At 66.6% G+C, this 14,093-nt stretch carries 13 protein-coding genes; 2 read left to right on the top strand and 11 right to left on the bottom strand.

Annotated features, from left to right (window positions below; genetic code table 11):
* Nucleotide 1: 1 nt before the first annotated feature.
* From GGD61_RS08630 to GGD61_RS08585, 10 genes are all read right to left on the bottom strand, one after another.
* A complete protein-coding gene (locus tag GGD61_RS08630; RefSeq protein WP_183230532.1) occupies nucleotides 2-820 on the bottom strand; it encodes a xanthine dehydrogenase family protein subunit M in 819 nt (272 codons plus the stop codon).
* Between the two features lie 2 nt (nucleotides 821-822).
* On the bottom strand, nucleotides 823-1,266 hold the full coding sequence (locus tag GGD61_RS08625; protein WP_092253134.1) for an SRPBCC family protein: 444 nt from the start codon (nucleotides 1,264-1,266) through the stop codon (nucleotides 823-825).
* 2 nt (nucleotides 1,267-1,268) lie between these two features.
* The gene (locus GGD61_RS08620) at nucleotides 1,269-1,706 is read right to left on the bottom strand and encodes an SRPBCC family protein (protein WP_018318067.1); all 438 of its coding nucleotides are present in this window, start codon (nucleotides 1,704-1,706) and stop codon (nucleotides 1,269-1,271) included.
* Between the two features lie 9 nt (nucleotides 1,707-1,715).
* On the bottom strand, nucleotides 1,716-4,628 hold the full coding sequence (locus tag GGD61_RS08615; protein ID WP_018318066.1) for a flotillin family protein: 2,913 nt from the start codon (nucleotides 4,626-4,628) through the stop codon (nucleotides 1,716-1,718).
* A 26-nt stretch (nucleotides 4,629-4,654) separates the two neighbouring features.
* On the bottom strand, nucleotides 4,655-5,488 hold the full coding sequence (locus GGD61_RS08610; protein ID WP_092253132.1) for a phosphoenolpyruvate hydrolase family protein: 834 nt from the start codon (nucleotides 5,486-5,488) through the stop codon (nucleotides 4,655-4,657).
* A 3-nt stretch (nucleotides 5,489-5,491) separates the two neighbouring features.
* Nucleotides 5,492-7,702, bottom strand: coding sequence for an ABC transporter permease (locus tag GGD61_RS08605; RefSeq protein WP_092253130.1), 2,211 nt, complete (start codon nucleotides 7,700-7,702; stop codon nucleotides 5,492-5,494).
* Nucleotides 7,695-8,477 (bottom strand): ABC transporter ATP-binding protein, encoded by a 783-nt coding sequence (locus GGD61_RS08600; protein ID WP_018318063.1) that lies wholly within the window; start codon nucleotides 8,475-8,477, stop codon nucleotides 7,695-7,697. Before GGD61_RS08600 ends, GGD61_RS08605 begins: the two co-directional genes overlap by 8 nt.
* Entirely contained in the window at nucleotides 8,470-9,552 is a 1,083-nt protein-coding gene (locus tag GGD61_RS08595) for a branched-chain amino acid ABC transporter permease (RefSeq protein WP_092253128.1), read from the bottom strand. Before GGD61_RS08595 ends, GGD61_RS08600 begins: the two co-directional genes overlap by 8 nt.
* 1 nt (nucleotide 9,553) lies before the next feature.
* Nucleotides 9,554-10,564: a branched-chain amino acid ABC transporter permease gene (locus GGD61_RS08590; RefSeq protein WP_092253950.1), complete on the bottom strand. Its 1,011-nt coding sequence runs from the start codon at nucleotides 10,562-10,564 to the stop codon at nucleotides 9,554-9,556.
* 193 nt (nucleotides 10,565-10,757) lie between these two features.
* Entirely contained in the window at nucleotides 10,758-11,585 is an 828-nt protein-coding gene (locus GGD61_RS08585) for an AraC family transcriptional regulator (protein ID WP_018318060.1), read from the bottom strand.
* Here GGD61_RS08585 and GGD61_RS08580 point away from each other — a divergent pair.
* A complete protein-coding gene (locus tag GGD61_RS08580) occupies nucleotides 11,487-11,780 on the top strand; it encodes a hypothetical protein (protein ID WP_183230735.1) in 294 nt (97 codons plus the stop codon). The genes GGD61_RS08585 and GGD61_RS08580 overlap by 99 nt on opposite strands.
* Here GGD61_RS08580 and GGD61_RS08575 read toward each other — a convergent pair.
* Nucleotides 11,711-12,961, bottom strand: a complete 1,251-nt coding sequence (locus GGD61_RS08575) for an ABC transporter substrate-binding protein (RefSeq protein WP_018318059.1) — start codon at nucleotides 12,959-12,961, stop codon at nucleotides 11,711-11,713. The two genes, GGD61_RS08580 and GGD61_RS08575, sit on opposite strands and share 70 nt — an antisense overlap.
* Nucleotides 12,962-13,191: 230 nt before the next feature.
* On the opposite strand from GGD61_RS08575, the gene GGD61_RS08570 reads away from it, so the two are divergent.
* Nucleotides 13,192-14,049, top strand: a complete 858-nt coding sequence (locus GGD61_RS08570) for an SDR family oxidoreductase (protein WP_092253126.1) — start codon at nucleotides 13,192-13,194, stop codon at nucleotides 14,047-14,049.
* Nucleotides 14,050-14,093 lie beyond the last annotated feature (44 nt).

The following is a 14,093-nucleotide window of genomic DNA, read 5'->3' as shown; positions in this document are numbered from 1 at the left end:
TCTATTCCTGGCCTGACAGCAGGCGCCGCAGATGCACGCCGACGATCTCGCGGCGATACCAGGCGCTGCCGAGCGCGTTGTCGGATGGCGATGTTCCCTCGGTCGCCGCGGATGCGGCGGCCGCGATGGTCGCGGCATCGAGCGAGCGGCCCTCCAGCGCGCGCTCGGCGGCACGGGCGCGGATCTGGGTCGGCGCCATCGATCCCAGCGCGATCCGGGCGCCCGCAATCCGTCCGCCGCTGATCGGCAGATGCGCCGCGAGTGTGACGATCGAGCCGCCCTTCGGCTTGATGCGCGCGATCTTGCGGTAGCGGAACGCGTCGCTGCTCGCCGGCCGGGTGCAGGAGACCGACAGCACCAATGTTCCGGCCTGCCGTTCGCGCGCCTGCAGGAACTCTTCGATCGGGATGTCGCGCGCGCCAAAGCCGCCCGCGACGGCGACGGTCGCGTCGAGCGCCAGCAGCGCCACGGTGAAATCGCCGTAAGGACTCGGCGCGAAAAGATTGCCGCCGACCGTGCCCATGTTGCGCACGGCGGGACCGCCGATCGAACGGGCGGGCGCGTGCAGGAAGGCAAGGTCTCGTTCGGCAAGGATGCGCGCGAAGGTGACGCCGGCGCCGAGCGTGATGCGCGGCCCCGACGCGTCGATCCGGGTCAGCGCCTGGTCCTGGGCGCGGACCACGGTCGAGATCGCGACATCGCCTTCGTTCAGCGCGCGCATCACCAGCGTGCCGCCGCCGAGATACCGCGCGGTGCGGTCCGAGGACAGCGCCCCCGCCGCCTCGCTGGCGCTTGCAAACGTCTTCACTGTCACGGCCATGACTATGCGGCCTCCCTCAGATGCCGGCGGATTGCCTCGAACCCGGCCTGGTAAATGTCTTCCGCGACCATGTGGGTGATGCGGTCGCGATCTTCCGGCTTGGTGGTGAAGCGGGATTCCCAGTGCCAGAAGGTGCGGTCGCCGTCGGTGACCGGCAGCAGCCGGACATGGGCGACGTAGTTGAACATCGGCACCGGCGTATCGAGCAGGCAATAGCTGAAGGACTGTTCCAGGTCCGACAGCGCCAGCAATTGCTCGCGCAGCTCGGAACCGTCGTTGAGCTTGAACCGCCTGATGCAACCGATCTTGTCGGAAGACTGCGCGCGCTCGATCGAGGACGTCGCGACAACCGGATGCCAGCGATCATGGCCGTTGAAATCGCGCAGCACGGTCCACACCGCATCGGTCGGTGCGTCCAGGATCGTGCTCTTGACGACATGCGGCACGGTCAGCCTCCGAACACGCGCTTGAGCGCATCAAATCCGCCCTGGAACACGCCGCCGCCGATATTGCTGACGAGCTCGGTCTCACGCTCCGGCGCGCAATCGAATTCGGCGGTCCATTCCATGAAGGTCTGGTCGCCGTCGGTGACGGGGGTCAGCCGCAGGGTTGCGACATAGTTCTCGACACCCATCGGAGATTCCAGGATCGAATAGGTGCAGAACATGTCGTAGTCGGAGAGGCCGAGCAGCTTCTCGCGGATGCGGTCGCCGTTGCGCAGGCGGAAATCCCTGACGCAACCGATCTTGTCGGCGGGCTCGCCGCCCTCGATGCGGCTTTCGGCGATGGCCGGATGCCAGTTCGGCAGGCCGTTGAAATCGCGCACCCGCGCCCAGACGCGGTCGTTGCGGGCATTGACGACAGTGGAGACGTAGACGCGGGCCATGGCGCGACCTCAGCTCTTCTTCCGCGGCCCGCGCTCGGCCGGCGGCTCGCCGCCCTCGGCCGCGGGCGGGGCGGCCGCCGGCTTGTCGCCGCCACCTCCGCCACCACCGCTCTTGCGGGCGGAGTCCTTGATGCCCTGCATGTCGCGGGCTTCGCGGATCAGGCCCGGCATCTTGGCGAGGCTGCCGCCTTCGACGCCGATGTCGGAAAGGATGGAATCGATCAGCGGTGCCTGGACGCGGTAGCGCAGGGCGGAATCGATCACCTCGTCGGTGGCGCTGCGGCCGCCATTGCCACCATGGCCGTTGCCGTTGAGGCCGTCTACCTGGAGGATGCGGATGCCCTCGATCTTCTCCATCGGCTTGACGCTCTCGCGGACGATGCCCTCGATCCGGTCGAGCAGCTTGCGGCGGAACAGCGAGTAGCGCGCCTGATCGGTCAGCACGTTCTCGGCCTCATTCAGCATCCGCTGCGCTTCCGCCTCGACGGCCGCGCGCACGCGCTCAGCTTCCGCGGCGATCCGGGTCTCCTCGGCCTGCTTCTCTGCGAGCAGCACCTCGACCGTCTTGCGCCGTTTGGCGATCTCGCTCTCGCGCGCGGTGATGACGCGCTCAGTGGCTTCGGTCGCGCGCATCCGCGCTTCCTCGGCGGCGGCGCGAGCCGCGGACTCTTCCAGCGATTTCTGATGGATGGCGATGGCCTTTTCCATCAGCACCGTCTCGACATCCTTTTCGCGGTTGACCTCGAGCTTGCGCAGCTCGCGCTCACGGCCGACGCGGGCTTCGTCGAGGCCGCGATCGGATGCAATGCGCGCGCGCTCGACCTCCTCGCGGGAGGCGATCTCGGCCTCCTGCAGCGACTGGACGCGGGCGACCTCGAGCTGCTCGATGGCGCGGCGGCGCTCGATGCGGGCGGCCTCCAGCGCTTGCTCGCGCGAGACGTCGGTGGTCTCGACCTCCTTGCGCGCGACGATCTCGGCCTGCCGGACCTGGCGGTCGGCATCGATCCGCTCGGACTTCTTGGTCGACAGCGCGATGACGCGGTCCTCGTCGGCGATCTCGATCGCCTTCTTCTGCTCGATGTTGAGCACTTCGCGCTTCTTGGAGGAGTTGATGCGCTCGGCCTCGAGCGCCAGGTCGACCGTGATGCGCTGGCGCTCGATGGCGTCGCGCCGCTTGAGCTCGGCCGCCTCCAGCACGCCGGTGCGCTCGATTTCGAGCGAACGGGTGTCGCGCTCGGCCTGGATCCGCTCGGCCGCGACCGCCTTCTCCTGGGCGATGCGGGCCGCCTCGATCGCCTCGCGCGAGGCGATGTCGGCCTCCTCGACGGCGCGGTTGCGGGCGATCTCCAGTGAGCGCACGCGCTCCTCCTGGGCGATCCGGCTGGCCTCCGTGGTCTCGCGCGCCGCAATGCCGGCGACGTCGAGCGCCTGGTTGCGCTCGATCTCCAGCTGCCGCGTGTTCTGCTCGGCGGCAATGCGCTCGGCGGCGAGCGTCCGCTCGCGGGCGATGCGGGCGGCCTCGACCGCGCGCTGGGCCTCGATCTCGGCCTCCTGGATGGTGCGCACCTGCTGGATCTCCAGCGCGCGGGTGCGCTCGTCGGAAGAGATGCGCTCGACATTGACGATCAGCGTCTGGGCGATGCGGGCCTTCTCGGTCGCCTCACGGGCGGCGATCTCGGCCTCGTCGACGGCACGCGTGCGCTCGATCTCGCGGCGCCTGGTTTCCTCCTCGTTGGCGATGCGGGCGTCGGTGACGACGCGGTCCTGCTGGATCCGCGCCTTCTCGATGGCTTCACGGGCCGCGATCTCTGCTTCCTCGACCGTGCGCATCCGCTCGATCTCGCGCTGGCGCACGTCGCGCTCGGATGCGATGCGGGTGGTGTCGATCGAGCGCTGGTTGGCGATCCTGGTCTTCTCGATCTCCTCGCGCGCCAGCAGCTCCTTCTCCTCGATGGTGCGGGTCCGCTCGATCTCCTTCTGGCGGGTTTCGCGCTCCGAGGCGATGCGGGCTTCCGCGATCGCCTGGTCGTTGGCGATGCGGGCGCGCTCGATGGCCTCGCGCGCGGAGATCTGCGCCTGCTCGGCCTCGGTTTCGCGCAGCGCCCGTTCGCGGGCCACTTCCGTGCGCTGAAGCGCACGTCGCATCTCGATGTCGCGTTCCTGCTCCAGGCGTGCTGTCTCGCTCTCGCGCTCGATCTCCAGCGCCTGCCGCTCGGCCTCCAGATTGCGCGCCCGGATCTTGATCATCGAATCCTGCTCGATGTCGTTGCGCAGCTTCCGCTTGGCCTCGATGTCCTGCATCAGCTGGGTCAGGCCTTCGGCGTCGAACCGGTTCGACGGGTTGAAGAATTCGAGATCGGTCTGGTCGAGATCGGTGATGGCGACCGATTCGAGCTCGAGGCCGTTCTGGGCGAGGGCTTCGGCCGCGTTGGTCTTGACCCGCACGACATAGTCGCCGCGCCGCTCGTGCATCTCCTCCATGGTCATCTCGGAGGCGACCGAACGGATCGCGGAGATGAACTTGCCGGCCAGCAGCGCATGGAGCTGCCCGGGCTCCATGGTGCGGCGGCCGAGCGTGGCAGCCGCGATCGAGACGGCCTCGCGGGTCGGCTGCACCCGGACATAGAAATCGGCTTCGATGTCGACGCGCATGCGGTCGCGGGTGATCACGGCGTCCTGCCTGGAGCGGACGATGCCCATCGGCAGCACGTTCATGTTGACGGGCGTGTAATCGTGGATGAACGGCAGCACGAACGCGCCGCCATTGATCACCACGCGTTCGCCGAGGAAGCCGGTCCGGACGAACGAGGTCTCCTTGGAGGAGCGATGGTAGAGCCAGTTCACAATATAGACGCCGACCACGATCACGACGACCGCGACGATCAGCCAGAGGATCAATTCACCGACCAACATCCCCGACATCTTTTCCTCCCTCGAACCTTCAGGCGTTACCGCGCGCCGATCGCCTTGAATTGACGTACCTGCTCCGTCAGCGCCCGCTCCACGGGAAGCCGCTCCATCGAGGAGGCCCCGTAGAAGCCGTGGCAATGGCGGGTGTTCTTCATGATGAAATCGGCATCGGCGGGATCAGCGATCGGGCCGCCATGCGCCAGCACCAGGATATCAGGGTTGACGCTGAGCGCGGCGGAGGCCCAGGTGTCGATCTGCGCCGGACAGTCCTTCAGCCTCAATGCGGTCTGCGCGCCGATCGTGCCGCCGGTCGTCAGCCCCATGTGGCAGACGACGATGTCGGCGCCGGCGATCGCCATCGCGGCCGCTTCCTTCTCGCTGAACACATAGGGCGTCGTCAGCATGTCCTTGTCGTGGGCCTTGGCGATCATGTCGATCTCGAGCGCGTAGGACATCCCGGTCTCTTCGAGATTGGCGCGGAAGGTGCCGTCGATCAGGCCGACGGTCGGAAAGTTCTGCACGCCGGCGAAGCCAAGCGCCTTCAGCTGGTCGAGAAACGCGTCCATGTCGCGGAAGGGATCGGTGCCGTTGACGCCCGCGAGCACCGGCGTCTTCGTGACTACGGGCAGCACCTCGCCGGCCATGTCCAGCACGATGGCGTTGGCGTCGCCGTAAGCCATCAGGCCCGCGAGCGAGCCGCGACCGGCCATGCGGTAGCGTCCGGAATTGTAGATCACGATAAGATCGACGCCGCCGGCCTCCTCGCATTTGGCTGACAGCCCGGTGCCGGCGCCGCCGCCGACGATCGGCTCGCCGCGCTTCGCCATCTCGCGGAACCGCCTCAGGAGTGCTGCGCGTTCAAACCTTGGCATCGCTTACCTCGCTAGTCTCCGCCGCGCGCCGGTGCGACCGAACAGGGTTCGGAACGCACCGACGATGGCGGCGGCGAAGTCGGGATCGTTGATGTTCTTGGGCGTGCGGATGAGCTGCCGATTGCCGGTCTGCCGCACGGTGCGCTCCAGCGTGCGGAACAGCGCGGCATCGGCGTCCGGATCCCAGAACGGCTGGCCCCGCGCATCGAGTGCGGAGACGCCGCCCTCGGGCAGGAAGAACCGCACCGGGCCGTCCATCTGGTTGAGGCGCTCGCCGATCCACCGGCCGATGCGCTCGTTCTCTTCCACGCTCGTCCGCATCAACGTCACCTGCGGATTGTGGACGTGGAATTTGCGGCCGCGGTAGCGCTCGGGAATGGTGTCGGGCGCGCCGAAATTGACCATGTCGAGCGCGCCGACCGAGCCGACATAGGGGACGCGCGTGCGGATGATCGCACCGAAGCGATCCTCGGTTGCAGGAAACACGCCGCCCATCAGGAGATCGCAGACCTCCGTCGTGGTGAGGTCGATGACGCCGGCGAGCTGGCCGGATTCGACGAGTTTCTCCATGGAGCGGCCGCCGACGCCGGTGGCATGGAAGACCAGGCACTCGAAATCGTCGCGCAGCTCGGCAGCGATCTTCTGCACCGCCGGCGTCGTCACGCCGAACATGGTGATGCCGACCGACGGCAGGCCGCCGGCCTCCCGTGCCGTCGCGGCCCGCACATCCAGCCGCGCCTTGACCATGCCGGCGAGCGCATTGGCACCGTTGGCGAGCACCGCGCGCGAGATCGAGTTCAGCCCCTGCACGTCGGTGACCGAGTGCATCATCGTGATGTCGGCCGAACCGACATAGGGCCCGACCTCGCCGGAGGCGACGGAGGAGATGATCAGCTTCGGCACGCCGACGGGAAGCGCGCGCATGCCCGGGGCAACCAGCGACGCCGCGCCCGAGCCGCCGGCCGAGATCACGCCGGCGACATTGCCCTGGCGCCGCAGCCAGCTGGCGAACGCGTCGGCCATCGCGGTCACGGCAGCGCCGCGGTCGGGGCCGAACACCGCGGCACCGCCGCGGCCGTGGTTGAGCGCGATCTCCTGCGCGGAGACATCGCAGCTGGAATGCTTGCCACTGGTCGAGACGTCGACCAGCCGCGTGCGCAGGCCGGTTTCGGCGATGATGTCGCGGATGAAGCGCAGCTCGAGGCCCTTGGTGTCGAGCGTGCCGACGACCAGCACGACGGGCGGGCCGGCGGTCTGCGCCGCCATCGGCTCGCGCTTGCGCCGCGCGGTCTCGTCGAGCCGCGCGACCTGGGTCGAGAGTGTGCGCGCCGCCGCCTCGATGCGGGCGATCGGCACCGGCTGCGACCATCGCGTCGGCAGCGTTGGGTTGGAGACGTAAATGCGGATCGGCCCGTCGCGGCGCGGCGCCGGCGCCGGTTTAGCGTCCGGGCCGGATGCGGGGATCTCGATATCCGGCTCGAGCTCGGCGTGAAGCCCGACGCCGAGCAGGCGTTGCTGGAGCTCGCGGTCGGCGGCGAGCCGCGCGGAGTCGATGATGCGATTGATGCGGCCATTGACCATGATCGCGACGTTGCGCGAGACAGCGGTGGCGACGCCGATGTTCTGCTCGATCACCAGCACGGACATGTCGCCGTCCTCACCGAGCCGCAGCAGCATCTCCTCGACCTGCGCCACGATGACAGGCGCAAGTCCCTCGGTCGGCTCGTCCATGATCAACAAATGCGGATTGGTGAGCAGCGCGCGCGAGATCGCCAGCATCTGCTGCTCGCCGCCCGAGAGCTGGCCACCGCCGTGATCTTTGCGCTCGGCGAGGCGCGGGAAGGTGTCGTAGATGCGCTCGACCGTCCATGCGCCGGAACGCATGCCGCCGGCCAGCCGCAAATGCTCGTCGACGCTGAGCGAACGCCACAGGCGGCGTCCCTGCGGCACGTAGCCGACGCCGAGCCGGGCGATCTGGGCGGAGGGCCGCCGCGTGATGTCCTCGCCGCGGACACGGATCGACCCGCCGCTGACGCCGACCAGCCCCATGATCGCCTTGCACAGCGTGGTCTTGCCCATGCCGTTGCGGCCGACGACGGAGAACACGCCGCTCTCCAGCGTCAGGTCGACGCCCTGCAGGGCGTGCGAGTGGCCGTAATAGACGTCGAGCCCGCGGACCTCGAGCGCGGCGGCGGAGCGGCGGGCCTCATTCATGGCCGCCTCCGAGATAAAGCTCCTGCACCTCGGGGTCGGACTGGATCTCTTCCGGCAGGCCTTCCTTGAAGATGCGGCCGTTGTGCATCATCGTGACGCTCTCGACGACGCGCAAGGCGACGTCCATGTCGTGCTCGATGATGATGTAGCCGATATGCGCCGGCAGCGAGGTCAGGATCTCGATCAGCTCGGCCCGCTCGGTGGGGGACAGGCCCGCGGCCGGCTCGTCGAACAGGACGAAGCGCGGGGCGCCGGCGAGCGCGAGCGCGATCTCGAGCTGGCGCTGCTGACCGTGCGCGAGCTCGGCCACGCGCTGGTCCTTTACGGCGGCCAGATGCACGGCCTGGACGAGGTTGTCGGCCGCATGCATCAGGGCATCGTTTTGTCCCGGCCGCAGAAACGAGAACCGTCCGCGCGAGACGCCGCGGCAGGCGAGATAGACATTGTCCTGCACGGTGAGGCCGGGGAACAACGCTGAGATCTGGTAGGTCCGGCGCAGCCCGCGGCGGATGCGTTCATAGGGCGGGAAGTGGGTGACGTCCTCGCCGAAGAAGCGGATGGTGCCGGAGGAGGGCGCGAAGTCGCCGGTGATGCAGTTGAACAGCGTGGTCTTGCCGGCGCCGTTGGAGCCGAGCACGGCGCGGCGTTCGCCGGGGCGCACGGTGATGGTGACGTCGGTCAGCGCCGCGAGCGCGCCAAACAGCCTTGTCACGCCGCGCAGCTCCAGCGCGGCACCGGCACCGACGGCCGAGAGGCGCTGCGCGACGCTATCCATGACCGCGTCCTCCGTTTTGGCGGTCGGTGCGGGGGCGTTGGCTCTGGCGCCAGCGCTGCCATAGGCCGATGACGCCGTCCGAGGACCAGAACACGATGGCGAGGAACCCGAGCCCGATCAGTAGCCGGAAGCGGTTGCCGTCGAGGCCGAGCCTGACCAGGAAGTCGAGCGCGAAGGTGCGCAGCAGCACGAAGATCAGCGCGCCGATGAAGGGGCCGATCGGACGCGTGATGCCGCCGACGACGGCGATGATCAGCACGTCGATGCAGGCCCCGACACTGACCGAGCCCGGCGAGATCTGGCGGTAGTTCCAGACCTGGAGCACGCCGGCAAGTGCGGCCACGAAGGAGGCGAAGGCATAGGCGGCGACACGGTGCGCATTGACGTTGAAGCCGAGCGCCGCCATGCGGCGCGGATTATCGCGTACGCCCTGCAGCGCAAGGCCGAAGGGGGCACGCGAGATATATTCGACGGCGAAGTAGCAGAGCGCGGCAACCGCGAGCACGACATAATAGAAGGGAATGTCGGCGCGCCAGTTCACGCCCCAGAAGTGCGGCGTGGCCACGGTGTTGATGCCGGTATGGCCGTTGAAGATCGCCCAGTTCTGGTTGGTGAAATAATAGAAGGCAGCTCCAATCGCGAGCGTGATCATGATGGTGTAGATGCCTTCAGTGCGCACCGCGAGCGCACCGCCGAGCGTGCCGAACGCGGTCGCCAGCGCCAGCGCCATGGGCACCGCGAGCCACCACGGCCAGCCCAGGCTGATATTGGCGTTGCCGCTGACGCCGAACACGGCGACCATGTAGGCCGAGAAACCCGCGATCGTGAGCTGCATCAGGCTGACCATGCCGCCATAGCCGGCGAGGAACATCAGGCTGAGCGCCATGATGCCGAGGATCAGCGTGGTCGCGAAGATCTCGATCAGGAAGAAGCCGCTCGCGATCAGCGGCATGATCAGGAGAATGATCGCGACGATCCAGGCGGCGGGATTGTTGATCTCCGGCCATGTCCGCGCCGGGCGCTGCGCGACATCGGCGGGGCGAACGGCAACGCGGGCATCGTGGGTGAGCGACATGTCAGCGCCTCGCCAACAGGCCTTGCGGCCGGATCGCCAGCACCAGCACCATGATCAGGAAGGTCACGACGATGGCATAGGTCGGGATGTAGACCGAGCCGAGCTGCTCGGCGAGGCCGATGATCAGCGCGCCCAGCGCCGCGCCGGGGATCGAGCCCATGCCGCCCACGATCACGACGACGAGGGAGGCGAGCAGGAAGCGGATGTCCTCGCCCGGGGATAATGATTGGAAGGTGCCGCCGACGACGCCGGCAATGCCCGCAAGTCCCGCACCGAACGCGAACACCGCGACGAAGACGAGCTGGATGCGCACCCCGGTCGCGGCGAGGATATCGCGGTCGTCGACGCCAGCGCGGATGATCATGCCGGCGCGGGTGCGATTGAGCGCGAGCCACATCGCCACGCCGATCACGACGGAGGCGGCGAAGATCACCAGCCGCACCAGGGGATACCGGAGATAGACCGGCTCGCCCGATGATTTGATCGCCGTGACCAGCGGCAGCTCGATGGGGCCGATCAGCCAGTTCGGCGTCTGGATCTGGTAAAAGTCGCCGCCACAGGCCCACAGCATGAGATCGGCGAACACGATCGAGAGCCCGATCGTCACCATGGTCTGCCTGAGGTCCTGGCCCTCCATCCGGCGGAATACGATCAACTGGAGCAGGACACCGACCAGGGCGGTGAGGATGAAGGCGACGATGAAGCTGAGCAGCCAGGAGCCGGTCGCCGTGCTGATGGCGTAGCCGACATAGCCGCCGAACAGATAGAGCGAGCCGTGCGCGAGGTTGACGTTGCGCATCAGGCCGAAGATCAGCGTGAAGCCGCTGGCGACGAGGAAGTAGAGTCCGCCGAGCGTGATGCCGTTGAAGACCGCGTTGAGGAAGACGCGCTTGCGGCCGATGGCTTCTTCGAGGCCGGGCGGCCAGACCGCGAAGACCAGCCAGAGCGCGATGGCAATGGCAATGATCGAGATCAGCGCCCAGGCCGGGTGGCGTTCGACAAAGCGGCTCATGTGCGCCACCCGCTTGGCCAGGGCGCATCCCGAAGGTCCACCAAATACAGGTCAGGCAGCCTTGCGCCGGCCGCTAGCCTCGCCATGAACGTGCGCTCCCGTCGGTCGCGACCCTCTTTCGGGATCGCGTTGCCCGCATCCTAGCGGGGCTGCGAGGACGACGTTTGATTGTGAGTATCTTTTCGTGGCCCGCTCAGGCGCGCAAAATCTTGGCCGCGCGACGATAATCGGTCGGGGCCATTCCCACATTGGCGGCGAAGAAGCGGGTGAAGCCGCTCTGCGACGAGAAGCCGAGATCGAAGCCGATATCGGCGATCGGCGTCTCGCTCGCCACCAGCGCTTCGAGCGCATGTTCCATGATCAGCGTGTTGAGATAGAGGTTCGGCGTCACGCCGGTCTGGACGCGGAACAGCCGGTAGAAATGCGGTCGCGACAGTCCTGATTCCCGCGCGATCGTATCGAGCTCGATCTCGGCGCCGGGGCTCTCCGACATCATCTTGATGCATTTGCGCACGCGGAAATCGGTGACGGAGCCGTTTGCGCGTGGATCGCGCGCGATCTCGGCCTGCTGCCAGCTTTCGTCGTAGCAGATGTCGATCAGCCGCCGCAGCTCGGAATCCAGGCTGGAGAGCGATGGTGCGCCGCACACGAGCGCGGCCGTCCGCCTGATGTGCTTGTCCAGCGCCGGCGTGCGCCGGAACTGGGTGCGGCCGAAACGCATCCGGTGGGTGCCGGAGGCATCGGGTGCAAACCATTCGGCGTTGACATAGAGCACGAAGAAGATCGCGCCGCCGTCGAGATCGGCGGGCAGGAAATTGTGCGGCTCCCAGGGATTGACCGCGACGACGGACGTCTCGTTGAGATCGTGGTGTCCGTCGGAGACGTCGATGCATGCGGGCATGCCGCCAACATGGAAAATCAGATGACCTTCACGATGGGCGTGAATATTGAAAGGGCGGTTCAACTGATAAACCGTCGCCCGGCCGAACCGGCCGTGGAAGACGGCGAGCGCACGGCTCATGCCTTCCCCTCCCGAATGTTCTTGTCTTTTCGCTCAGCGTTCAACAACGCCGACGAGATTGCAAGAGCGGAGAGCGACCGCGTCAGCAAGTCGCTCCCCGCGTTGCGCATCGCAGGGGTGATGCGTCAGTATTTCTTACATTCCGGCACGGTGCGGCTCGGCAGCCCGATCTTGGAGAATACGGCCGGGTCGTAGCCGAGGGTCTGGTTCACGTTCGGGATCACCTTCACGACCTTGCTGAACAGCGCGCCCTTGCCGTCATCGACAACCTCGGTGACGAAGTTGGTGCCGATCGCCTGGCGGTTGGAGTCGAGCTTGATCTTGCCGTTCGGCGCGTCGATCTCGATCTTGGCGAGGGCTTCCTTGTACTTGGCCTGGTTGTTGGAGAGATCGCCATTGACCTGACGCAGCGCCAGGATCAGCGCCATGGTCGAGTCATAATAGTTGGTGGCGAGCAGCGACGGGCTCGGGAAGCGTTTGTTGGGCGGGAAAGCGTCCTGATAGGCCTTCACGAATTTCTGCCAGCCCGGATCCTCCCAGGTATCGGCCTGGCCGCTCGCCGCGATGGTGCCGACCAGGGCGTTCTTGGCGTTGCCCTTCGACGACAGGATGGTCTGGTCGATCATGATGGAACCGCCCATCAGATGCGCCTTGCCGCCGGCCTGCTGGTACTGGTTGAGGAAGTTGACGGCATCGGCGCCGCCAAGCCCGAGATAGATCGCGTCGACATCGTCGGGCAGTGCGGCGATCACCGAGGCGAAATCCTTGGTGCCGAGTGGCACCCATTGCCGGTTGGTGACCTGTCCACCGGCGCCGCAGAACTCGAGCACGAGGCCGAATACCTGCGTGTAGATGAACGAATAGTCCTCGCCCACGGTTGCGATCTTGCGATACTTCTTTTCCTCATAGGCATATTTGCCGAGGCCGACCTGCCACTGCGCGCCGTCCATGTTGTAGCGGAAGAAGTTCGGGGCGGGATCGACATAGGTCGTCTCCTGCGCGCCGGAGGCCGCGTTGATGAAGGTCAGCTCGGGATGGGTTTTCGCAAAGTTCTTCACCGCGATGCCCTCGTCGCCGGAGAGCGGCGAGAGCAGGATCTGCACTTTGTCCTGCTCGATCAGCTTGCGCACGGCGCGTACCGCGCTGTCCGGCGTCGCGTCGGTCGAGGCGACGATGAATTCGAGTTCCTTGTCGCCGACCTTCTTGCCCAGGACGTTGAGGGCCGTCTGGTGGCCGCGCATGCCGTCCTCGCCGAGCACCGTGTACGTGCCTTCGAGGGTTGCGGTTACGCCCACCTTGATCTTTTCCTGGGCGATCGCTGCGCTTGAAAGAAACAAGCTGCTCAGCGCGAGCAGTCCCACACTGCATTTCGACATTGTGCTCCTCCCTGTGTGTTCGTCTTTTGTCGCCGCGTGGCTCTCGGCCCGCGGCTTTGATGGGAAAGCTAACCGAAGTCGGATGCGGTGCATGCGTTGGCGCCCCCTTTGGTTTGACGGGCAGTCTCATTTTTGAATGGTGCGGCGCAAATGGTTTCGCGGTGCAACAGGCGGTCACAGGAACGCTTCCGGCGGGGGTCCGTTAGCGGAGCAAATCGCTGGAGTTGTCCATGATCGAATACCCCAAGCCGCCTTATCCTTCGCAACAGCAGCCGATGCCCGGTTCGACGCGTGCGATGAATCCACGTCCCGATCATGGCGAGGAGAGTTACAAGGGCGCCGGACGCCTGGCCGGGAAAAAGGCGCTGATCACCGGAGGCGACAGCGGCATCGGCCGTGCGGTCGCGATCGCCTATGCCCGAGAGGGCGCCGACATCGTCATCTCCTATTTGAACGAGGACGAGGATGCAGCCGAGGTCAAGGCGCTGGTGGAGCAGGCCGGACGCAAGGTCGTCCTGATTCCCGGCGACATCAGCAATCCCGAGCACTGCCGCGGCATCGTGCGTCGCACCGTCGACGAGCTCGGCGGCATCGATATCCTCGTCAACAATGCGGCCCATCAGGCCACGTTCAAGGACATCGCCGACATCAGCGACGAGGAGTGGCAGCGCACGTTCGCGACCAACATCCACGCCATGTTCTATCTGACCAAGGCTGCGGTCCCTCATATGAAGCCGGGAGCTGCGATCATCAACACGGCGTCGGTGAACTCGGATATGCCCAACCCGACCTTGCTGGCCTATGCCACGACCAAGGGCGCCATCCAGAATTTCACGGGTGGGCTGGCCCAGATGCTCGCCGAGAAGGGCATTCGGGTCAACGCCGTCGCTCCAGGTCCGATCTGGACGCCGCTGATCCCCTCGACGATGTCGGAGGAAAGGGTCAAGAATTTCGGCAAGCAGGTCCCGATGCAGCGCGCCGGCCAGCCGGCCGAGCTCGCAACCGCCTACGTCATGCTGGCCGATCCGCTCTCGAGCTACACCTCGGGGGCCACGTTGGCCGTCACCGGCGGGAAGCCGTTCATCTGATTGGACGCGCCTCGTCAGCGTCGGCGACGTTGAGAGTGCAGCGC

The organism is Bradyrhizobium sp. SBR1B (assembly GCF_014198205.1).
Lineage (GTDB): Bacteria > Pseudomonadota > Alphaproteobacteria > Rhizobiales > Xanthobacteraceae > Bradyrhizobium.
This window is presented reverse-complemented; position numbering and strand designations above follow the sequence as displayed.